Origin of the sequence: Neoroseomonas marina, assembly GCF_012927745.1 — a bacterium.
GTDB classification, from domain to species: Bacteria; Pseudomonadota; Alphaproteobacteria; order Acetobacterales; family Acetobacteraceae; genus Neoroseomonas; species Neoroseomonas marina.
The window spans coordinates 143,736-164,494 of the sequence record NZ_JABBKX010000005.1; the positions used below are offsets into that span (position 1 = coordinate 143,736).

Sequence of the window (20,759 nt, forward strand, 5' to 3'; positions counted from 1 at the left end):
TGCTCCCATGTCATGCGCCATCCTGCGGCGGCTCCCCCGGCATGCCGGCGGCGCCGACCAGGCGGTGATCGAAGGTGACCGCCTTGACCAGCACCCAGAGGGCGATGCCCGGCGCCAATCCGAGACGCGCGACGGCGTCCCGCGTCACGCGCGCGAGGATCTCGCTCGCGCCGACGGCCACCCGGACGAAGGCCTCCGGCGAACCCGGCACCGGATCGATGCCGGCCAGCACTCCGCGCAGGACGTTGCGTGTGGAGATGCCCTGCGGTTCGGCAATCGCCACCGCGACGTCGCGCGCCCGCACCCGCACGCGCAATCGCGTGCCGGGGGGTCCGGGATGCAGCGTCGTCACCAGCCTGCCGCCGGTGAAGTCGAGCGTCGTGAGCCCGTCCTCCATGGCGTGCGCGACACGGCAGTCGAGCAGCACACCGGCATCGCGCCGGGCTGCGAGCGGCAGATCGGTGCGGGCCGCGAGCGCGGCGACCGGACCTTCCGCGACGACGCGCCCGGCCTCGAGCAGCACGAGCCGGTCGGCCAACGCGTCGACCTCGTCGAGCGCGTGGGTGACGTAGAGGATCGGCATCCCCGCTGCGTCGCGCAGCCGCGCCAGGAAGGGCAGCACCTCGGCGCGCCGCGCCGCATCCAGGGCGGCGAGCGGTTCGTCCATCAGCAGGATGCGCGGACGCGCGAGCAGCGCGCGGCCCAAGGCGACCCGCTGCCGCTCCCCGCCCGACAGCCCCGACGGCCGGCGCGCCAGCAGATGCCCGATGCCGAGCAGCGCGACCACTTCCTCGAAGCCAGGACCCGCCGCGTCGCGCGGGGCGCGGCGCAGGCCGTAGCGCAGATTGGATTCGACGCTGAGATGCGGAAACAGCCGGGCATCCTGGAACACCACGCCGCAGCGCCGGCGCTCGGGCGGCACGAACACGCCGCGCGCGGTGTCCAGCACCACGGCGCCGCCGATCTCGACGTGGCCGGCGCGCGGCCGGAGCAGGCCGGCGACGGCGGCGAGGATGGTACTCTTGCCGCAGCCGGACGGACCGAACAGCGCGGTGACGCCGCGCTCCGGGACGTCGAAGGCGGCATCGAGGACGAAGCCGCCGGGACCGAACTCGTGACGCAGCGCGATGCCCGACATCAGCCGCGCCCCAGCAGCAGGTGCATGCGCCGCGCGATCACCTCGGCCAGCAGCAGCCCGGCCATGGCGAGGAGGAAGGAGACGCCGGCGAGCCGCGCCGCCACGGCCTCGCCCCCCGGCGTCTGCGTGGCGCTGTAGATGGCCAGCGGCAGCGTCTGCGTCTCGCCGGGAATGTTGGAGACGAAGGTGATGACCGCGCCGAATTCGCCGAGTCCTGCGGCGAAGGCGGTGACCGCACCGGCAAGGATTCCGGGCGACATCAGCGGCAGCGTCACCGTCAGGAAGCGGTCGATGGGCCCCGCGCCCAATGTCCGTGCCGCCGCCTCGAGCCCCGGATCCACATGCTCGAGCCCGAGGCGCACCGCGCGCACGATGAGCGGGAAGGACATCACCGCGGTGGCGAGCGCGGCACCTTCCGTCGTGAAGACCAGGCGGATGCCGAACCAGTCGTTGAGCGGCCCGCCGATCGGCCCGCGCACGCCGAACAGCATCAGCAGGCCCCAGCCCACGACGACCGGCGGCACCACCAGCGGCAGGTGGACCAGCGCATCCAGCAGCATCCGTCCCGGGAAGCGCCCGCGCGCGAGGAGCCATGCCACGGCGATCGCCGGGACCAGGGAGACGATGACGGAGCGGGAGGCGACCTCGAGGCTGAGCCGGACCGCCTGCCACTCCTCCGCGGTGAGGCCGAGGATCACTGCGCCATGCGGAAGCCGAAGCGCTCCCAGGTCGGTCGTGCCTCCGGCCCCGTCAGGAAAGCGAGGAAGGCGCGCGCCTGGGCGTTCGCCTCCGCCCGGCGCATCAGCGCGAAGGGATAGGTGACGGGGGTGTGGCTCTCGGCGGGGAAGGTGCCGGCGACGCGCACGCCTTGGCTCGCCGCGGCGTCGGTCGCGTAGACGATGCCGAAGGGCGCCTCCCCGCGTTCCACCAGCAGCAGCGCGGCGCGCACGTTGTCGGCGCGGGCGAGGCGGGGCCCGATCGCGTCCCACTGGCCCATCCAGGTCAGCGCCGCCTGGGCATAGCGGCCGACCGGCACATGCGCCGGATCGCCGGTCGCGATGCGCCCGTTCGGGCCGAGCAGCGCGGCGAGGTCGGTGCCGCGCGCGAGCGCGACGTCGCGCGCATCGCCCTTCGCGCTGACCAGCACCAGCGCATTGCCGATCGGGCTGACGCGCGTTGCGTTCACGACCAGGTTCCGCTGCTGGACGTAGTCCATCCACGGCTCATCGGCGGACATGAAGAGATCGGCGGGCGCGCCCTGTTCGATCTGCCGCGCGAGGGCGGAGGAGGCGGCGAAGGAGAAGCGGGGTGCCGGATTGCCGCGCGCGGCCCAGTCCTGGCCCAGGGCGCGCAGCGCATCCGTCAGGCTTGCCGCCGCGAAGACGGTCAGGCTGTCCTGGGCGCGCGCCGCAGGCGCGGCCGCGAGGCCCACGGCGGCCAGGGTCGCGAGGACGAGGCGGCGGAACATCGCGGAACTCCCGGTCGCGTTGTATCCATACGGAGATAGCCGAGAGGAAGCGATCCGTCCATGGCGGCGTTCACGGCAAGGCGTCTTGGCTGGCTGTGCCCAGGTGAATATAACGCCACTCGCCTGAGCCGAGGAGCGAACGCCATGACCGTCGATGTCCCGCGCACCACGCACCCCTTCCTCGACGGGCGTCCCAAACGGATGCTGATCGACGGCAAGTGGGTCGAGGCCGCATCCGGAAAGACCTTCGCGACGGTGAACCCGGCGACGGGCGAGGTGCTCGCGCAGGTCGCCGAGGGCGGCGCGGAGGACATCGACCGCGCCGTCGCCGCGGCGCGCGCCGCCTTCGACGGCCCCTGGTCCAAGGTGAAGCCCTTCGAGCGGCAGAACATCCTGCTGCGCCTCGCCGATCTGCTCGACCGGCATTTCGAGGAATTCGCCGCGCTCGACACCATCGACATGGGCGCGCCGATCAGCCGTACCCGCGCCAACCGCCTGCGCGCGGTCGGCATGCTGCGCTACTATGCGGGGCAGGCAGTCTCGATCCATGGCGAGACGATCGAGACCTCCCTGCCGGGCGAGTATGTCTCCTACACGCTGAAGGAACCGGTCGGCGTCATCGGTGCGATCATTCCCTGGAATGCGCCGCTGTCCTCCTCGATCTGGAAGATCGGTCCCGCGCTCGCGACCGGTTGCACCGTGGTGCTGAAGCCGGCGGAGGAAGCACCGCTGACGCCGCTGCGCCTCGGTGCGTTGTGCCTGGAGGCCGGGGTGCCGCCGGGGGTGGTGAACGTCGTACCGGGCTTCGGCGAAACGGCGGGCGCGGCGCTCGCAGCGCATCGCGGCGTGGACAAGGTGGCCTTCACGGGTTCGCACGTCACCGGACAGAAGATCGTGCAGACCTCGGCGGGGAACCTGAAGCGCGTCTCATTGGAACTGGGTGGCAAGAGCCCGGACGTGGTCTTCGCCGACGCCGATCTCGACGCCGCGGTACCCGGCGCGGCGATGGCGGTCTTCGCCAATTCGGGCCAGATCTGCAGCGCCGGCACGCGCCTGTTCGTCGAACGCCGCGTCTATGAGGAGTTCACTGCGCGGGTCGCCGCCTATGGCAGGTCGCTGCGCGTGGGGGATGGGCGCGACGAGGCGACGCAGGTCGGCCCCCTGGTCTCGCCCGAACAGCTCGACCGCGTCACCGGCTACCTGGCCATCGGGCGGCAGGAAGGGGCCCGGCCGCTCGCGGGCGGGGAACGCCTGACCGACGGCGCGCTCGCCAGGGGCTTCTTCGTGCCGCCCACGGTCTTCGCGGATGTGCGCGACGAGATGCGCATCGCGCAGGAGGAGATCTTCGGCCCGGTGATCTCCGCCATCCCCTTCGACGACATCGAGGAGGTTGCGAAGCGCGCCAATGCGACGCCCTTCGGCCTCGGCAGCGGGGTCTGGACGCGCGACGTGTCCAAGGCCCATCGGCTGGCGCGGTCGATCCGCGCGGGGTCGGTCTGGATCAACTGCTACCAGGCGATGGATCCCGCCATGCCCTTCGGCGGCTACAAGATGAGCGGCTACGGCCGCGAAGGCGGCAAGCAGCACGTCGACGAGTATCTCAACGTCAAGGCCGTCTGGATCCGGACGGGCTGACGGCACCCGGCCGCGTCGTCCCGCGGCCAGCCGCGGTTACGCGACTGTGGTCGGCGGCTCCTCGGTGGGTGTGACCGGCGGCGGGGTTCCGGCCTTTCGCCGCGCCCGCCATTCGTCGAAGCGCTGCAGCACCACGAAGAAGGACGGCACGAACAGCACCGCGAGGCAGGTCGAGGCGATCATGCCGCTGAACACGCTGATGCCGAGCGACTTCCGCGCATTCGCCCCTGCCCCCGTCGCCAGCACCAGCGGCAGCACGCCGAGGATGAAGGCGAAGGAGGTCATCAGGATCGGGCGCAGCCGCATCTTCGACGCCTCGACCGCCGCCGCGATGATCGACTTGCCCTTCAGCAGCCGCTCCTCGCGCGCGACCTCGACGATCAGGATGCCGTTCTTCGCCGACAGGGCGATCAGCAGCATCAGGCCGATCTGGACATACAGATTGTTCGCCGCCCCCACCGCGGACAGCGCCACCACCGGACCCACCAGCGCGAGCGGCACGGCCGAGAGCACCGAGAAGGGCAGGATCCAGCTCTCGTACTGCCCGGCGAGGCAGAGGTAGACGAGCAGCAGCGACAGCGCGAAGACATAGACCAGCGTGTTGCCCGTCACCTTCTCCTGGTAGGACATCGCCGTCCATTCGAAGGAGACGTCGCGCGGCAGGACCTCGCGCGCGATGCGCTCCATCGTCTCCATCGCCTGGCCCGAGCTGTAGCCCGGCGCAGGCCCGCCTACGATGGTGGAGGACGCATACAGGTTGTAGAGCGTGATCAGCGGCGGCCCGACCGCCTGGCCGAGCGTCGCGACCGCGCCGAGCGGCACCATCTGACCGTCCTGGCTGCGGACATTCAGCGTCAGCAGGTCGTCCGGGTTGAGACGGAAGCGCGAATCCGCCTGGACATAGACCTGCAGCGACTGGCCGAACTTGTTGAACTGGTTGACGTAGGACGAGCCGACGAAATCCGTCAGCATCGAGAAGACGTCCCCCACCGGCACACGGAGCTGCTCGGCCCGCGCACGGTCCACCGTGATGGTCACTTGCGGCGCATTGGCGCGGAAGGTCGTGATGGCGCTGCGGATGGACGGCTCGCGCGCCGCGCGCTCGGTGATCTCGCGGGTCAGTTCCTCGAGCTTGCGATAGTCGAAGCTGCCGCCCAGCAGTTCGAGCTGCATCTGGAAACCGCCGGAATTGCCGATGCCCTGCACGGCGGGCGGGGGCAGCACGACGGCGCGGCCATCCTGCAGGCCGGCGAGGTCGCGCTGCAGCCGCTGATAGATCGGCAGCAGCCCCTGGTCGGGGTGGCGGTTGCGTTCGGCGAAGGGCTTCAGCACCACCCAGGCGGCGCCGGAACTCGCGAGGTCGGCCGAGTTGTCGAGCAGCGACACGCCGGAGATGGTGATGACCTGTTCCACCCCCGGGATCGCCTGCGCGATGCGCTGCGCCTGTTCCAGTGTTGCCGTCGTGCGGCCCAGCGCCGCCCCTTCCGGCAGATCGACCGCCAGCATCAGGTAACCCTGGTCGTCCACCGGGATGAAGCCGGTCGGAATGCGGGTCAGCCCCCATAGCGCGCCGCCGGCCACCACCATGGCGGCGATGACCATCACCCCGCTGAAATGCACCATCCGCGCGATGACCGAGACGTACCACCGCTCGAAGGCGTCATAGACGCGGTTGAAGGCGCGGTAGGCGACGTTGCGCTTCTCGGGCGGCACGGGCATGCGCAGCCACATCGCGCACTGCGTCGGCTTCAGCGTCGCGGCGTTGATGGCGCTGATCAGCGCCGTCGCGGCGATGACGAGGGCGAACTGCGCGAACATCTGGCCGGTCAGGCCCGGCACGAAGGCAGCCGGGAGGAAGACCGACATCAGCACCAGCGTGATGCCGATGATCGGGCCGAACAATTCGCGCATCGCCTCGATCGCCGCCTCGCGCGCCGGCTTGCCGCCCTCGATGTGCTTGGTCACGCCCTCGACGATGACGATCGCATCGTCCACCACGATGCCGATCGCGAGCACGATGCCGAACAGGGTCGTGAGGTTCACCGAGAAGCCGAGCGCGGCCATGCCGGCGAAGGCGCCGATGATCGTGACCGGCACCGTCGTCGCCGGCACCAGCGTCGCGCGGAAATTCTGCAGGAAGACCAGGATGACGACGAGGACCAGCAGGCCCGCCTGGTAGAGCGTCGTGTAGACCTCGTTCACCGAGTCGTTCACGAAGGTCGTGGTGTCGTAGGGGATGCCGAAGCGCAGGCCTTCGGGGAAGCGGCGCGACAGATCCTCCATGGTCCGGCGCACCTGCCGGCCGACCTGCAGCGAATTCGCCTCCGGCGTCTGGTAGATGGCGATGCCGGCGGCGCGGCGGCCGTTCAGGCGGAATTCCTGCGCGTAGTTCTGCGCGCCCAGTTCGATCCGCGCCACGTCGCGCAGATAGGTCAGACGCCCGCCCTGCCGCGTCTCGTCCTTCACGACGATGCCGCCGAACGCCTCGGGCTCGCTGAGGCGCGACTGGACGTCGAGCGTGTACTGGAACTGCTGGCTGCCCGGCGCGGGCGGAGCCCCGACCTGGCCCGCGGCGATGACCTGGTTCTGCTGGCGGATGGCGCGGATCACATCGGCCGGGTCGAGCCCGAAGGAGAGCAGCTTCTCCGGATCCAGCCAGATGCGCATGGCGTAGCGCCCGGCGCCGAAGACGTTGACGTTGCCCACACCAGGCACACGGGACAGCACGTTGACCAGGTTGATCGTCGCGTAGTTCGACAGGAAGGCGGAATCGAAGCGGTCGTCCGCGGAATCGAGCGTGACCATCTGCAGGATGGCGGTGCTCTTCTTCTGCACGCTGACGCCCTGGGCCTGCACCGATTGCGGCAGGGAGGCGAGCGCGAGCGAGACGCGGTTCTGCACCAGAACCTGCGCGGTGTCGGGGTTGGTCCCGATCTCGAAGGTCACGGTCAGGCGGTAGGTGCCGTCCGGCGCGCTGGTGGACGACATGTAGATCATGCCGTCGACGCCGTTGACCTGGTTCTCGATCGGCAGGGCGACCGTGTCGATCACGGTCTGCGCGCTCGCACCCGGATAGTTCGCCGTGACCATCACGGTCGGCGGCACGATGTTCGGGTATTCCGAGACCGGCAGGCGGAACAGCGACACCGCGCCGATGACGACGAGCACGATGGCCAGCACGTTCGCGAGGACCGGCCGCTCGATGAAGAACCGTGACATGGGCGCTGCGCCTTACTCGGGCAGCGTGGTCGGTTGGGGCGTGACGTGCAGCCCGGGCGAGGCGCGCCAGAGCTCACCCACCACGATGCGGTCGCCGCGATTCACCCCGCCGGTCGCCACCTGCCAGGCACCGACCACCGGGCCCAGCTGGACGTAGCGCTTCTGGATGGCGTCGTTGGTGTCGATCACCATCAGGAAGCGGCCGCCCTGGTCTTCCTGCAGCGCGCGCTGCGGGATCAGCAGCGCGCTTTGCAGCGTGCGGCCCATCGGCAGGCGGACATTGACGAACACACCCGGCAGCAGCGTGCGGTCCTGGTTGCGCAGGATGCCGCGCACCAGCAGCGTGCCGGTCGCGGCGTCGATCTGCGGGGCGATGTATTTCAGCGTCCCGCGATGGGTGAAGGCGGTCTCGCCGGGAAGCTGGACCTCGACCGGGATGCGCTGCATCTCCTCGAGCGTCATGCGCCGCTGGTCGAGGTTGGCGCGCACCTGCTGCGCCTGCTGGGTGCTGATGTTGACCTGCACGTAGATGGGATCGAGCTGCATGATCTCGCCCAGCACCGCGTCGCCGGACGAGGCGCCGACCATGTTGCCGGGATCGATGAGGTGCCGGCCCATCTGCCCGTCGAAGGGCGCGCGGACCTCGGTGTAGGACAGGTTCAGCTGTGCGAGGTCCACCTGCGCCTGGGCAGCGAGGATGTTCGCCTCGGCCGCGGCGCGCTGATAGACCCAGTTGTCGACCTCGACCTGGGACGCGGCGCTGCGGCGCACCAGCGCGGTGTAGCGCGTGACCTCGGTCTGGGCATGGGTCAGGGCGGCGCGCTGCAGCTGCAGCTGCGCCTGGGCCTGCTGCAGCTGCGCCCGGTACTGCGCCTGCTGGATGGTGAAGAGCAGGTCCCCCTGGCGGACGAAGGCGCCGTCCTCGAAATGCACGCGCTCGAGGTAGCCGGGCACGCGCGCGACCAGACGCACGGTGTTCACCGCCATGGCGTTGCCGGTCAGCGTCATGGTCTCGCCGACCGATTGCTGGCGCGGCAGGACATAGGGCATGGCCGGTGCGGCCTGGGCCGTGGGGGCGGGTGGCGGCGGCGCCGGGGCGGGCGCCTGGGCGGCCGGCGGCGGCGGTGCGCCGCGCGGCGCGGGTGCGGGGGCCGGTTGCGCCGGCTGGCGGCCGGTCACGTCGTCCCACAGGCGTTCCATCAGCCCCTGCGCCAACGCCGGGGACTGCGTGGCGCCGAGGGCGAGGAGGGCGGCGGCGGTCCCGCGTCGAAGGGCCTTCGTCATGTTCGTCACCATTGCGGGGCGCGGATGTCGGGGCCGCGGTCGGACGGACCGGGCAGCCCAGGGGCAGCGGGTTGCGGGGCGTTGGCAGGCGGCAGCAGGCGGCCCCAGTCGGTGCGCTGGCGCATCTGCTCGCGCGTCGCGTCGTCGACGAAGCCGTTGCCCTCGCGCAGCTGCCAGCCGCCGCCGAGCGAGCGGTAGAGCGTCGCGAGCTGCGTCGCGCGGTTACCCATCGCGGTCGCGAGGCTGCTCTGCGCCGCATAGAGGTTCTGCATCGCGGTCAGCACGGTGGTGAAGTCGCGCGTGCCCATCTGGTACTGGTCGAGCGCGATGTTCACCGCGCGCTCGGCCGCCGCGACGGACCGGCGCAGCTGCGCGACCTGCCGCCCGCCCTGGACGTAGCCGCTGAGCGCGCCCTCGACCTCGCGCTGCGCGCGCAGCACGGCGTTGCGGTAGTCCACCAGCATTCCCTGCAGCCGCGCATCCTGCACGCGCACGGTGTTGGTGATCTGCCCGTAGTTCAGGATCGGCCAGGAGAAGCTGGCGCCGAAGGCGAACTGGATGGCGCTGGCGTTGAACATGTCGGAGACGCGGTTGCCGCCGACATTGCTCGCCTGGGACCCGAAGACGCCGGTCAGCTTGAAGGCCGGGTACAGTTCCGCGAGCGCCATGCCGACCTGTTCGCTCTGCGCCGCGGCGCGCAGCTCGGCGGCCCGGATGTCGGGGCGGCGGCGCACCAGGTCGGCCGGGATGCCGACGGCGACCTGCTCGGGCGGCACCGGGATGACGGCGCGGCCCGCCAGCAGCGCGTCCATCGGCTGCGGCGGCAGGCCGAGGAGGACGCGCAGCGCCGCCTCGCCCTGCTGGATCTGCGCGGTCAGCTGCGGCACCGCGGCCTCGGTCTGGGCCAGCACGTTCTCGGCCTGCGCGACGTCGAGGCCGGTGGTCACCCCGCCGGCGAGGCGGTCGCGGGCGATGCGCAGCGCCTGGCGCTGACGCACGACGTTGGCGTTGGCGATCGCAAGCTGCGCCTGCAGCGTGCGAATGCCGATGTAGCTCGTCGCGACATCGCCCACGAGCGTGACCAGCACATCATCATAGGTGGCGATCGAGGCCAGGTAGGCCGCATCCGCCGACTGCACGCCGCGACGGAAGCGGCCCCAGAAGTCGAGCTCCCAGACCGCGCTGGCCGACATCGCGCCGCGCCAGAATTCGCCGAGCTCCGCCCCGGTGAAGCCCGTGGGGTCGCGCTGGCTCGGCCGCGTGTAGCTCAGCCCGGCGCCGACCGCCTGGGATTGCGGGTAGAACTCCCCCGTCGCGACGCCGAGCTGGGCCCGCGCCTCGAGCACCCGCGTCCCGGCCGCGAGCAGCGTGAGGTTCTGCCGATAGGCGAGGTCGACCAGGTCGTTCAGCGTCGAGTCGTTGAAGACCGTCCACCAGCGCTCGTCCTCACGCCGGTCCGTCCGCACCGAGGGATCGCCGGATTGCAGCCAGCGTTCGGCCAGCGGCGCGGCCGGTTCGGTGAAATCCGGCCCGACCTTGCAGGCGGCAAGCGGCAGCAGGCAGGCGAGAAGCGCTCGACGGCGGGCGGATGGGCCGGGAGGCGTCATGGCACCCGCGATCCCCGCCGCGCGCCGGGGCCACGCGCGTCTCGCGCCGCGGGGCGCGGCCCCTCCCGTCCGGTCATGCGGCTTCCCTTGCAGATTTCGGGCTAGCAGCACCACGTTTCGCGGCCGGACGCAACGGGTCGGCCAACGCCGCCGGCGAGGGCCGCGGGCGCATGGCAGCCCCGCCCGGCGCGGGGCTGGCCTGCGCGGAGAGCCTGCCTCAAGACTGCGCGAAATGACGCCCGCCAGCCACGCCCCGGGCGCGACACTCGATCGTCGCGCGCGCCTGAACCTGCTGCTGCTCGCCACCTGCCAGGCCCTCGGCCAGGCGGGAAACACGATGATGTTCGCGGCGACGGCGCTGTCCGTCGTGACCTTCTACCCGCAGCGCGAGCTCGCGACGCTGCCGACGACGATGCAGCATCTCGGCATCATGCTCTGGGTCTTCCCGGCGGCGCTGCTGATGCAGCGGCGGGGCCGGCAGCTGGGCTTCCGGGTCGGCTCGGTCTTCGGCATGGCGGGGGCGACGATCGCCGGGACGGGCCTGTATTTCGCGAACCTCGCGGTGATGTGCTTGGGCGGGCTCGTGCTCGGCTATGCCGTCGCGGCGCTCCACCAGTACCGCTTCGCGGCGGTGGAACTGGTGCCTGCGGCCTACCGGGCCAAGGCGATCTCCTGGGTCACGGCCGGCGGCGTGGTCGCCGGCGTGCTGGGCCCGAGCCTGGTCCGCTGGACCCATGACCAATGGGTGCCGATCTACCTCGCGACCTTCGCGGCCATGGTACTGGTCCATCTGACCGTGTTCACCATCATGGGCTTCATCCGGTTCCCGGCCCCGGATGCCGCGCCCGCCGCCGGCGGGGGGCAGGCCGCCGTCCGTGCCGTGGAACCGCCGCGCCCGCTGCTGACCATCGCCGCCCAGCCGCGCTTCGCGGCCGCCGCCATCGCCGGCATGATCGCCTTCGGGACGATGTCCTTCCTGATGAGCGCCTCGCCGCTCGCCATCGTCGCCTGCGGCCTGCCGCACACCGAGGCGCACTGGGTCATCTTCATGCATGTCATGGGGATGTTCGTGCCCTCCTTCTTCACCGGGAACCTGATCACCCGCTACGGCACCACGGCGGTGATGCTGGCCGGGATCGCGCTGCTCGGCGGCGGCGTCGCGGCCGCGCTGGCCGGGCTCGATGCCTGGCATTTCCGGGCGGCGCTGACGCTGAACGGGGTGGGGTGGAACTTCCTCTTCGTCGGCGCGACGACGCTGGTGACCACCTGCTACCGCCCCAACGAACGCGGCAAGGTCCAGGCCTTCAACGACTTCCTGGTGTTCGGCACGACGGCGACGGCGTCCTTCCTGGCCGGCTACCTGCAGGAACGGCTGGGCTGGTTCACGCTGAACTGGTTCGCCCTGCTGCTGATGGCGGTCGCCCTGGCCGCGGTCGGCTGGCTGCACCTGCAGAACCGGGCGGCGCGCGCCGCCGCCTGACCGGCGGGGCGCGGGGCAGCCCCCTGCCCCCGGTATGGCACGGACGCTGGCCTTCCCTTCGCACCTGCGATAGTCCGGACAGGCGCCGACCCAGGAGCCCCGGATGCCGCTCTCCACGCCCGTCGATCGCGAACCCATGCACCGCCGTGGCATCGAGATGCACGGCTATCGCCGCGCGGACGGGCTATTCGACATCGAGGCCCACCTCCTCGACACCAAGTTCGGTGCCTTCGAGAACGAGGAGAAGGGCCTGATGCCCCCCGGCGCCCCGGTCCATGGCATGTGGATCCGCCTCACGGTCGATGACGACATGCTGATCCATGCCTGCGAGGCGGCCTCGGACCACACCCCCTATGCGGTCTGCCCGCAGGCGGCGCCGAACTTCGCGCGGCTCGCCGGGCTGCGGATCGGGCCCGGCTTCAATCGGGCGGTGCAGGAGCGGGTGGGCGGCGTGCTCGGCTGCACCCATCTGCGCGAGGTCCTCGCCCAGATGGCCACCGTCGCCTACCAGACGCTGTATCCCGTGCGGCGGGAGAAGGAGCAGGCCGCCGCGGCCGCCACCGGCGGACGGGAGAAGCCGCGCCTGATCGGCACCTGCCTCGCCTATGCCCCGGACAGCCCGGTGGTGAGGTCGCGCTGGCCCTGGCTCGCCGCCGACGCCGCGGCCGAGTGATCATCCGGGCGGGCGCGCCATGGTGGCGTGCCAGCGCAGCAGGCGCAGCCGGCCTTCCTGCATCAGCCTGAGCCGCAGCAGCCAGGCTTCCGCTTCCTCGACCAGGGCGACGGCGTCCCGCGCGGCGGGGTGCCCGGCCTCCCCGCGCAGGGCGAGGATCAGCGCCTGCCACGCCTCGAGCACCGCCTCGCGCTGGCGGCGGCCGGCATCCTCGACGACGTGCAGGTCGAAGCCGGCGCGTTGCAGGGCGGCCGGAATGGCGGCCTCGGCGGGCGGCGTGGCGGCGCGGCCTTCGGCGCCGAGCCAGCGCGCTTCCCAGGGCCCGGCGCTGCCGCCGCGGGCGACCAGGTCCAGCAGCACCATCTGCCCGCCCGGCCGCAGCGCCGTCGCGGCGGCGGCGAGCAGCGCGTCCGGCGTGCCCCCGGCGCGGAAGGGTTCCAGCAGCAGCGCGTGGTGATGGAAGCCGGCGCGGAAGGCCGGCGCCGCGGCGTCGAAGCCCTGGGTCGCGACGCGCCCGCGGCCGGGCCGCGTGGCCGCAGCGCCGGGTTCATGCGCGGCGACGAAGCAGCCGCGCGCGCCCGCCACGACGGCGCCTGCCGCATGGGCGCCGCCGCCGGCCAGCAGCAGCGTCGCCTCGGGCGACAAGGGCAGCAGGGCGGAAAGACGCAGCAGCTCGGCCGCGCCGCCCGGCAGCACCATGCCCTCCCCCCAGAGCCGATCGGCCCAGGCACGGCGGGTCATGGCGCTGGGCATCGGCGGCGTCGCGCGCGCAGGGGGGACGGGCTCGGCGCGCCGGGGCGGCTCGGGCGTCCTGGCGCCGACACCCAGCATGCGGGCGCCGCTCGCGATGGTGCGGCGGATCAACCCGCCGCGAGCCTCGCCCCAGGGGCGTGTCTCGGGGGCCTGCGCCGCGCTGCGCCGGGCCATGGCTCCTCCCCTCCGTCGCCGAGCAGGAATGCGGGATGGAGGTGAAGGAAGCGTTGCGCCTCAGCGCCGGTCGGTCACCTGCCGCAGGAGTTGATCGCGCAGCGACCGCGCCGCCAGGCGCGCATAGACGTCCGTCGTGGTGACGGGGTTGTTCACGTAGAACTCGTCGCGCGGGAAGACGTCGGTCAGCGGCGGCGCGGCGCGCGGCGTCGCCGGCGTCCAGGCCAGCGCATCGCCGGCGAAGAGAACCGGCCAGTCGGCGAAGGCGGGGTTGCCGCGCCGCAGATGCGCCGCCGCGACCGGATCAGCGAAGGCGTCCGCGAGGCGCTGCGCGTCGAAGGGTATCGGGTCGTTCGACCCGACCAGCACCGCGACCGGCATCAGCAGCATGGCGTGGGGGAAGACCGAGGCGAAGGTCTCCGCCGCGCGCTGGGACGGCGCCCACTGCACGTAGAGCCCGCCGGGGGCCAGGCGGTCCCGGACCTGCCGCAGGAACTCGGCGCTGTAGAGCAGGCCCGAATGGGAGGATTCCGGCAGGATCGCGTCGGCCTCGATGATGTCGTAGCGGCGGTCCTCCTTCGCCAGCGTCCGCCGCCCGTCGCCGTATTCCAGCCTCCAGCGCGGGTCGGCGAACATCTGGGCCATCGGGCTGGCGGGGTGGCGGCGGCCGACTTCCTCGAGCGCGGTGAGCACCGGCCCGACGAGCTCGATCGCGCGCACCCGGCTGTCCGGCCGCACGCCGGCCGCCCAGGGCGTGCCGCCGCTGCCGACGCCGATCACCAGCACCTCGCGCGGGTTGGGGTGCATCAGCGGCCCGACCGCGCCGAGGAACTGGTGGATGGGCAGGAAGGGGATGCGCCCCTGGCTGAAGCCCTGGATGAAGAAGGGGCCCTCGGCGCGGCCGTCATCCGGGCGCTCGTCGCGGAAATAGGCGATGCCGGAGCGGTCCTCCGCCCAGGCGGCGACCTGCGCGGTGCGCTCGGCATGCAGCCGGGTCCAGAAGGCGGCGTTGCCCGGCACCGCGAGCGCGATCGCGGCGCAGGCGACGGCGAGGCCGAGTTCGACCCGTCGCCCCGCGAGCCCGCCCTTCCACAGCCAGAAGACCAGCAGCAGCACCGACATCCCGGCGAGCAGCGTCAGCGTCCCGGCCGTGCCGAGCAGGTGGAAGGTCACGAGCCCGGTCAGGATCGACCCCGCCGCATTGCCCGCGATGTTGGCAAGCTGCACCCAACCCACCCGCGCGCCGACCGAGGCGAGGTCCCGCTGCACCGCCCGCTGCACGAAGGGAAAGGTCATGCCGATGACGAAGGAGGGGGGGCCGACCACGATCGCCGTCAGCAGCATCGTCACCAGCAGCGGATCGCCGCGCATGCGGTTGTGGTCGACCGACATCACCTCGGCCAGGGGCCAGTACGGCAGCGCGAGCCAAAGCCCCAGCAGCAGCGCCGCCGCGAGGACGAAGCCGGCCGATTGCGTGATGAAGAAGGCAGGTCGCGGGTCCTGCATCCGCCGCACCATCCGGGCGGCGAGCGCCATTCCCGCCCCGTCGGCGAGGAGGAAGATCCCGAGGACCGTGGGGAACAGGTAGGCGTGGTACTGGCCCACCTGCCCCATCAGCCGCACCCAGACGATCTCGAGCGCGACGATCACGTAGCCCGACAGGAAGACCAGCACGCACCACAGCGGCAGGCCGCCATACCGGCCGTCATCGGGGGTCGCGGCGGCCTGGGCGGGCGGCGGTGCGGCGGCCAGGCCGCGCAGCAGCGTCAGCGACAGTGCCGCGGCGAAGAATTCGAGCCCGGCGGCCAGCCACAGCGCGCCGACGAAGCCGAGATGCCCGACCAGGATCCAGCCGCCGAGCAGCGCGCCCAGCCCCGCGCCCAGCGTGTTCAGCCCGTACAGGGTGCCGATCCGCTCCGCGATGCTGTCCGAATGGGTCGCGACCGCGCGGGCGAGCAGCGGCAGGGAGGCGCCCATCAGCGTCGTCGGCAGCACCAGGCCCGCGAAGCACAGTGCGAAGATCGCCGGCGCCGCGTCGACCACCCCGGCCATGTCGGTCGCCAGCCAATCGTAGAGGAAGGCCTTGGACAGCAGGGCGAAGATGCCGACCCCGGCCTCGGCCAGGGCGAAGCCGGCCAGCGCCCGCGCGGGGCTCAACCGGTCCGCGATCCTGGCGCCGATGATGGAGCCGAGCCCAAGCCCGGCGAGGAACGCCCCCACCACCAGGGCGGCCGAGACGGTATCCGACCCCGCGAAGATGCCGAGCATCCGTTGCCATACGATTTGGCACAGCAAGGCAGCGAAGCCGGTCGCGAAGAACGCGACGGCAAGGCGCGACATCATTTCCCTGCGTCCCCCGCTCAGGGCGCGGCCGCCCCCCTGGCGGGCCTTATCGACCTTTCTCAAGCATGACGGAATTGTTACTTCAAGGAAATACTTGCGCAGCGGTTGGCGGCGTCAGACCCGCCCGATGCGCCTCAGCGCGTCGAAGATCAGCCCCGCGCCGAGGCCGAAGGCGCCGTTGATCACCACGCTGCGCCACCAGCGCGCGGGGTCCATCCCCCCGAACAGGGGCTGCCCACGGAGGGCCGCAACCACGGTGAAGCCGACCAGCACGCAACCGATCGCGCCCACCGCGAGGCCGACCAGCACCGCCGGCCAGGTCGGCCGCGCGGCGGCGATGGCCGCGATCAGGATGCCCCACACCCCGCCCCAGAAGGCCATCGAGACGACCTGCGGCACGCCGAAGGGCGGGACCGGGCGCATCGGGAAGGGCGGGTTGGGCACCAGACCGCCGCCATACATCAGCAGGACGACCCCCTGATGGAAGATCAGCACGGCCAGGAACCCGGCACAGAAGCCGAGCACGGCGATGCGGGCGGCCCTCACGGGCCCGGCTCCGCGGTGGCGACGCTCCGGCGCGGGGGGTGCGCGCGCATGGGCTGCCTCTCGGTCTGCTGACGGACCAGCATGGCTGCCGTGCGCGCCGCGGGCAATCGTGTCGTCGCCACCTTGCCGTGCCGCCAATCCCCTTGCAGGCTGCGCCAACCTTGAGCGGGAGATACGCGGTGAACGGTGCCGAGAGCCTGGTCCACACTCTTCTTGGTTGTGGCGTGGAAGTTTGTTTTGCGAATCCCGGCACGAGCGAGATGCATTTCGTCGCCGCGCTGGATCGCATCCCCGGCATGAAATGCGTGCTCGGGCTGCAGGAAAACGTGGTCACGGGCATGGCCGACGGCTACTGGCGCATGATGGAGAAGCCGGCCGCGACGCTGCTGCATTGCGGCCCCGGCCTCGCCAACGGCCTGGCCAACCTGCACAACGCGCGGCGCGCGCGGTCGGGCATCGTGAACTGCGTCGGCGACCAGGCGACCTACCACCGCATCTTCGACGCGCCGCTGACCGCGGACACGGAAGGACTGGCGCGGACCGTGTCCCAGTGGGTGCGGACCTCGACCAAGGCGAAGGATGTCGGCGCGGATGCCGCGGCCGCGGTGCAGGCGGCGATGACCTCCCCCGGGCAGGTCGCGACCATGGTGCTGCCGTCCGACACCTGCTGGGACGAAGGCGGCGTGGTCGCAGCGCCGCTGCCCGTCCCGGCAGTGCCGCAGGCCGACCCGCACGCCATCCGCAACGTCGCGCGCATCCTGCGCGAGAAGAAGAACGTGCTGATCCTGCTCGGCGGCAAGGCGCTGCGGGAGGGTGCCCAGGCCTACGCCTGGCGCGCCAGCCAGGCGACCGGCGCCAAGCTGATGGCGGAGGGATCGAACGGCCGCACCCAGCGCGGCCAGGGGCGCCTGCCGCTCGAGCGCGTGCCCTATCCGGCCGATGTCGCGATCAACGCGCTGAAGTGGGTCGAGCACCTCGTGCTGGTGAACGCCAAGGCGCCGGTGGGGTTCTTCGCCTATCCGGGCAAGCCGTCCAAGCACTACCCGGAGAGCGCCCAGGTCCATGTCCTGACGCGCTACGAGCACGATGCGGAAGCCGCCCTCCGCGCGCTGTGCGAGGAGTTGAACGCGCCGGCCGTGCCGATGCCCGATGTCGGCGTGCGCCCCGAGCGCGCCCGCGGCGCACCCTCGCCCGAGGGCCTCGCGCAGACCGTCGCGGCGCTGATGCCGGAGAATGCGATCATCGCCGATGAAAGCGTGTCCTACGGTCGCGGCTTCTTTCCGCAGACCGTGGCCGCGCCGAAGCATGACTGGCTGCAGATCACCGGCGGGGCGATCGGCTGCGGCCTGCCGCTCGCGACGGGTGCCGCGGTCGGCGGCGGCGGGCGGCGGGTGATCAACCTGCAGGCCGACGGATCCGCAATGTACACGGTCCAGGCACTCTGGACCCAGGCGCGCGAGAAGCTGCCGGTCACGACGGTGATCCTGTCCAACCGGAAGTACCAGATCCTGCTCGGCGAGTATCAGAACGTCGGCGCCAATCCGGGGCGGACGGCGATGGACATGCTCGACCTCGGCAACCCCGACATCGGCTGGGTGAAGATGGCCGAGGGCATGGGGGTCGAGGCGGCGCAGGCGAGCACGCTGGACCAGGTCGGCGACCTAATGGCGCAGTCCTTCAGCCGGCCCGGGCCGTTCCTGATCGAGTTGTTGGTCTGATGGCGAGGGCGACGAACCCCGCTTGGTCCCGCGAGGAGCTGCTTCTCGCCCTGGAACTCTATGTCCGCCACCGGAACCATCTGCCGGGCCCAAGCCACGCCGACGTGATCGAGCTCTCGCATCTGCTGGAGCGCCTAGGTCGCCTCACGAAATCCTGGACACCCGACAGGTTTCGAAATCCAAACGGCGTCGCGATGAAACTGCAGAACTTCCGCGCGCTCGACCCCATGCATCCAGGGTCGGGATTGTCGAAGGGAAGCCAGGCAGAGCGCGAACTCTGGCAGCAGTTCATGGGACAACCCGAAGCGATAATGGTTGAGGCTCGATCGGTCGCCGAGCGCGCCTCTCGTCAGCTACGCGCCGGTCAGCGAGGCCTACTCGAGAACCAGGAGCGTCTGGCGGATTCACACGCGTGGGATATGGGGCTGGCCGGCAAGACTGTTCTCATCACCGGCGGATCGAAGGGCATCGGCCTCGCCTGCGCCGAGGCCTTCGCCGCCGTCGGCTGCGACATCCTCCTCGCCTCCCGCGATGCCGGCGCGCTCGCCGCCGCCGCCGACAAGGTCCGCGCCGCGCGCCAGGTGCGGGTCGAGACGCTCGCCGCCGACCTCTCTCGCGCCGAGGAGCGCGAACGCCTGCACGCCGCCTTCCCCGATGTCGACATCCTGGTGAACAATGCCGGCGCCATCCCCTCGGGGCGGCTGCAGGACATCCCGATCGCGCGGTGGAAGGAGGCCTGGGACCTCAAGGTCCTGGGCTACATCCATATGTGCCAGCTCTACCTTCCCGTCATGGAAGCGCGGAAGGCGGGCAGCATCGTCAACATCATCGGCATGGCCGGCCGGGCGCCGCGCGCGGGCTACATCGCGGGTGGCGCGGGCAATGCGGCGCTGATCGCCTTCACCTCGGCGATCGGCGCGGCGGCGCAGGCGAACAACGTGCAGGTGGTCGGCATCAATCCCGCCGTGACCAAGACCGACCGCATGCTGACCCAGGCGAAGATCAACGCGAAGCTGAAGTTCGGCGACGAGGAACGCTGGGCCGAGACGCTGACCAACCTGCCCTTCGGGCGTCCGATCGAGGCGTCGGAGATCGCAGAGCTCGCTGTCTTCCTGGCTTCGCCGCGCGGGCGCTACGTCAACGGGACGGTGGTCGACGTGGATGGCGGGGGGATGTTCCGGGCGTAAGCGGCCCGGATCGCGGTATCGCATTCATCGTTGCGGTGTGGGCGCGGTCGCCGGCCTGTGCGCTTGCTCGCCGCCATGTCGTCGCCGCCCGACGGTCGCTGCCATGTGAAGCCCGCGCCGCCGAAGCGGGGCCGCGTGCCGCCGCCATCGGCGACGCATGTGACCAGCGGGCAACTGGAACGCCTTCTGCGCCGATGCTACGACCGGGACAGGACGAGAGCCGCGATCCGCCGGACCATTCACCCTCCTCGCCAGGATAATCGACGCGATGACGTATCGAACCATCGACGCGCTGGAAGCCAAGGGCAAGCGCGTGCTGCTGCGCGCCGACCTCAACGTTCCCGTGAAGGACGGGCGGATCACCGACCGCACGCGCATCGAGCGGCTCTGCCCGACCATCGCCGAGCTCGCCAATGACGGTGCGCGCGTCGTCATCTGCAGCCATTTCGACCGCCCCAAGGGCAAGCGCGTGCCCGAGATGTCGCTCAAGCCGCTGCAGGAGGCGCTGTCCGCAGCGCTGAAGCGACCGGTGGCCTGGGCCGATGACTGCATCGGCCCGCAGGCCGAGGTGGCCGTGGCCGCGATGAAGGACGGCGACATCCTGCTGCTCGAGAACACGCGCTTCCACGCCGGCGAGGAGAAGAACGACCCGGCGATGGCGGCCGCGCTGGCGTCGCTCGCGGATGCCTATGTGAACGATGCCTTCTCCGCCGCGCACCGCGCCCATGCGAGCACCGAGGGCGTGGCACGGCTTCTCCCGGCCTATGCCGGGCGGCTGATGGAGGCGGAACTCAAGGCGCTCGACGCCGCGCTCGGCAATCCGGCGCGCCCGGTGGTCGCGATCGTCGGCGGGGCGAAGGTCTCGACCAAGCTCGACCTGCTGGGGAACCTGTCGAAGAAGGTCGACGTGCTGGTCATCGGCGGGGCGATGGCCAACACCTTCCTCGCCGCGCAGGGCCACGCCATGGGCAAGTCGCTGCAGGAAGCGGAGATGCACGACACGGCGCGCGCCATCCTCGAGGAAGCGAAGGCGGCGAGTTGCGAGATCCTTCTGCCGGTCGACCTGGTGGTGGCCGAGCGCTTCGAGGCCAATGCCCCGTCGCGCAAGGTCGGCGTCGACGCCGTGCCGGCGGACAGCATGGCGCTCGATGTCGGGCCGGACACGGAACAGGCGATCGAGCAGCGCCTGCGCGGCGCATCCACGCTGGTCTGGAACGGCCCGCTCGGCGCCTTCGAGATCCCGCCCTTCGACACCGCGACGGTGGCGGTGGCCCAGATCGTCGCCTCGCTGACGCAGTCCGGCGCGCTGAAGTCGATCGGCGGCGGCGGGGATACGGTGGCCGCGCTGCGCCACGCCGGGGTGGCGGAGCGGATGACCTACATCTCGACCGCGGGCGGCGCGTTCCTGGAATGGCTGGAAGGCAAGACCCTGCCCGGCGTGGCCGCGCTGTCGGCCGGGTGATCCGGCGATCGGCGCAATGCTGCACGCATTGGTTGCTGGAAGGTTAACGGGAGGCGGGCGCAGGCTCAGGCC

Annotated in this window: 15 protein-coding genes; 6 read left to right on the top strand and 9 right to left on the bottom strand. The window is 71.5% G+C overall.

What is annotated here, in order from left to right; all coding sequences use genetic code 11:
* Positions 1–10 precede the first annotated feature (10 nt).
* The 3 genes from modC to modA are packed head-to-tail and all read right to left on the bottom strand — an operon-like array spanning position 11 to position 2,606.
* On the bottom strand, positions 11–1,138 hold the full coding sequence (modC, locus tag GWK16_RS15625; RefSeq protein ID WP_170054909.1) for a molybdenum ABC transporter ATP-binding protein: 1,128 nt from the start codon (positions 1,136–1,138) through the stop codon (positions 11–13).
* A complete protein-coding gene (modB, locus tag GWK16_RS15630) occupies positions 1,138–1,836 on the bottom strand; it encodes a molybdate ABC transporter permease subunit (protein ID WP_456306760.1) in 699 nt (232 codons plus the stop codon). Before modB ends, modC begins: the two co-directional genes overlap by 1 nt.
* Complete coding sequence (modA, locus tag GWK16_RS15635) at positions 1,833–2,606, bottom strand: molybdate ABC transporter substrate-binding protein (RefSeq protein WP_170054910.1); 774 nt, start codon at positions 2,604–2,606, stop codon at positions 1,833–1,835. Before modA ends, modB begins: the two co-directional genes overlap by 4 nt.
* A gap of 144 nt (positions 2,607–2,750) precedes the next feature.
* Between modA and GWK16_RS15640 the strand changes: the two genes are divergently transcribed.
* Positions 2,751–4,241 carry an aldehyde dehydrogenase family protein gene (locus GWK16_RS15640; RefSeq protein WP_211187470.1) on the top strand — a complete coding sequence of 497 codons (1,491 nt, stop codon included), beginning with the start codon at positions 2,751–2,753 and terminating at the stop codon, positions 4,239–4,241.
* Between the two features lie 36 nt (positions 4,242–4,277).
* On the opposite strand, the gene GWK16_RS15645 is transcribed toward GWK16_RS15640, so the two are convergent.
* The 3 genes from GWK16_RS15645 to GWK16_RS15655 are packed head-to-tail and all read right to left on the bottom strand — an operon-like array spanning position 4,278 to position 10,351.
* Positions 4,278–7,460: an efflux RND transporter permease subunit gene (locus tag GWK16_RS15645; RefSeq protein WP_170054912.1), complete on the bottom strand. Its 3,183-nt coding sequence runs from the start codon at positions 7,458–7,460 to the stop codon at positions 4,278–4,280.
* Between the two features lie 12 nt (positions 7,461–7,472).
* Positions 7,473–8,744, bottom strand: coding sequence for an efflux RND transporter periplasmic adaptor subunit (locus tag GWK16_RS15650; RefSeq protein WP_170054913.1), 1,272 nt, complete (start codon positions 8,742–8,744; stop codon positions 7,473–7,475).
* 5 nt (positions 8,745–8,749) lie between these two features.
* Positions 8,750–10,351: an efflux transporter outer membrane subunit gene (locus GWK16_RS15655; protein ID WP_170054914.1), complete on the bottom strand. Its 1,602-nt coding sequence runs from the start codon at positions 10,349–10,351 to the stop codon at positions 8,750–8,752.
* A 232-nt stretch (positions 10,352–10,583) separates the two neighbouring features.
* On the opposite strand from GWK16_RS15655, the gene GWK16_RS15660 reads away from it, so the two are divergent.
* Together GWK16_RS15660 and GWK16_RS15665 are read left to right on the top strand one after the other, a co-directional pair.
* On the top strand, positions 10,584–11,831 hold the full coding sequence (locus GWK16_RS15660; protein ID WP_170054915.1) for an MFS transporter: 1,248 nt from the start codon (positions 10,584–10,586) through the stop codon (positions 11,829–11,831).
* Positions 11,832–11,934: 103 nt separating this feature from the next.
* Complete coding sequence (locus GWK16_RS15665) at positions 11,935–12,504, top strand: DUF2889 domain-containing protein (protein WP_170054916.1); 570 nt, start codon at positions 11,935–11,937, stop codon at positions 12,502–12,504.
* Here the strand turns inward: GWK16_RS15665 and GWK16_RS15670 are convergent, their stop codons facing one another.
* From GWK16_RS15670 to GWK16_RS15680, 3 genes are all read right to left on the bottom strand, one after another.
* Positions 12,505–13,431, bottom strand: a complete 927-nt coding sequence (locus GWK16_RS15670) for a hypothetical protein (RefSeq protein WP_170054917.1) — start codon at positions 13,429–13,431, stop codon at positions 12,505–12,507.
* A 60-nt stretch (positions 13,432–13,491) separates the two neighbouring features.
* Complete coding sequence (locus GWK16_RS15675) at positions 13,492–15,774, bottom strand: fused MFS/spermidine synthase (protein ID WP_170054918.1); 2,283 nt, start codon at positions 15,772–15,774, stop codon at positions 13,492–13,494.
* 114 nt (positions 15,775–15,888) lie between these two features.
* Positions 15,889–16,320: a hypothetical protein gene (locus tag GWK16_RS15680; protein ID WP_170054919.1), complete on the bottom strand. Its 432-nt coding sequence runs from the start codon at positions 16,318–16,320 to the stop codon at positions 15,889–15,891.
* A 179-nt stretch (positions 16,321–16,499) separates the two neighbouring features.
* Between GWK16_RS15680 and GWK16_RS15685 the strand changes: the two genes are divergently transcribed.
* The 3 genes from GWK16_RS15685 (at position 16,500) to GWK16_RS15695 (ending at position 20,687) form a co-directional block, all read left to right on the top strand.
* Entirely contained in the window at positions 16,500–18,038 is a 1,539-nt protein-coding gene (locus GWK16_RS15685) for an acetolactate synthase large subunit (RefSeq protein ID WP_170054920.1), read from the top strand.
* Positions 18,038–19,225 (top strand): short-chain dehydrogenase/reductase, encoded by a 1,188-nt coding sequence (locus GWK16_RS25295; protein WP_248291416.1) that lies wholly within the window; start codon positions 18,038–18,040, stop codon positions 19,223–19,225. Before GWK16_RS15685 ends, GWK16_RS25295 begins: the two co-directional genes overlap by 1 nt.
* Positions 19,226–19,493: 268 nt before the next feature.
* Positions 19,494–20,687, top strand: a complete 1,194-nt coding sequence (locus GWK16_RS15695) for a phosphoglycerate kinase (RefSeq protein WP_211187472.1) — start codon at positions 19,494–19,496, stop codon at positions 20,685–20,687.
* Positions 20,688–20,759 lie beyond the last annotated feature (72 nt).

Coding starts and splice junctions, on each gene's coding strand:
- modC (WP_170054909.1), bottom strand. CDS start 1,138: ATGTCGGGCATCGCGCTGCGTCACGAGTTCGGTCCCGGCGGCTTCGTC.
- modA (WP_170054910.1), bottom strand. CDS start 2,606: ATGTTCCGCCGCCTCGTCCTCGCGACCCTGGCCGCCGTGGGCCTCGCG.
- GWK16_RS15640 (WP_211187470.1), top strand. CDS start 2,751: ATGACCGTCGATGTCCCGCGCACCACGCACCCCTTCCTCGACGGGCGT.
- GWK16_RS15645 (WP_170054912.1), bottom strand. CDS start 7,460: ATGTCACGGTTCTTCATCGAGCGGCCGGTCCTCGCGAACGTGCTGGCC.
- GWK16_RS15650 (WP_170054913.1), bottom strand. CDS start 8,744: ATGACGAAGGCCCTTCGACGCGGGACCGCCGCCGCCCTCCTCGCCCTC.
- GWK16_RS15655 (WP_170054914.1), bottom strand. CDS start 10,351: ATGACGCCTCCCGGCCCATCCGCCCGCCGTCGAGCGCTTCTCGCCTGC.
- GWK16_RS15660 (WP_170054915.1), top strand. CDS start 10,584: ATGACGCCCGCCAGCCACGCCCCGGGCGCGACACTCGATCGTCGCGCG.
- GWK16_RS15665 (WP_170054916.1), top strand. CDS start 11,935: ATGCCGCTCTCCACGCCCGTCGATCGCGAACCCATGCACCGCCGTGGC.
- GWK16_RS15670 (WP_170054917.1), bottom strand. CDS start 13,431: ATGGCCCGGCGCAGCGCGGCGCAGGCCCCCGAGACACGCCCCTGGGGC.
- GWK16_RS15675 (WP_170054918.1), bottom strand. CDS start 15,774: ATGATGTCGCGCCTTGCCGTCGCGTTCTTCGCGACCGGCTTCGCTGCC.
- GWK16_RS25295 (WP_248291416.1), top strand. CDS start 18,038: ATGGCGAGGGCGACGAACCCCGCTTGGTCCCGCGAGGAGCTGCTTCTC.
- GWK16_RS15695 (WP_211187472.1), top strand. CDS start 19,494: ATGACGTATCGAACCATCGACGCGCTGGAAGCCAAGGGCAAGCGCGTG.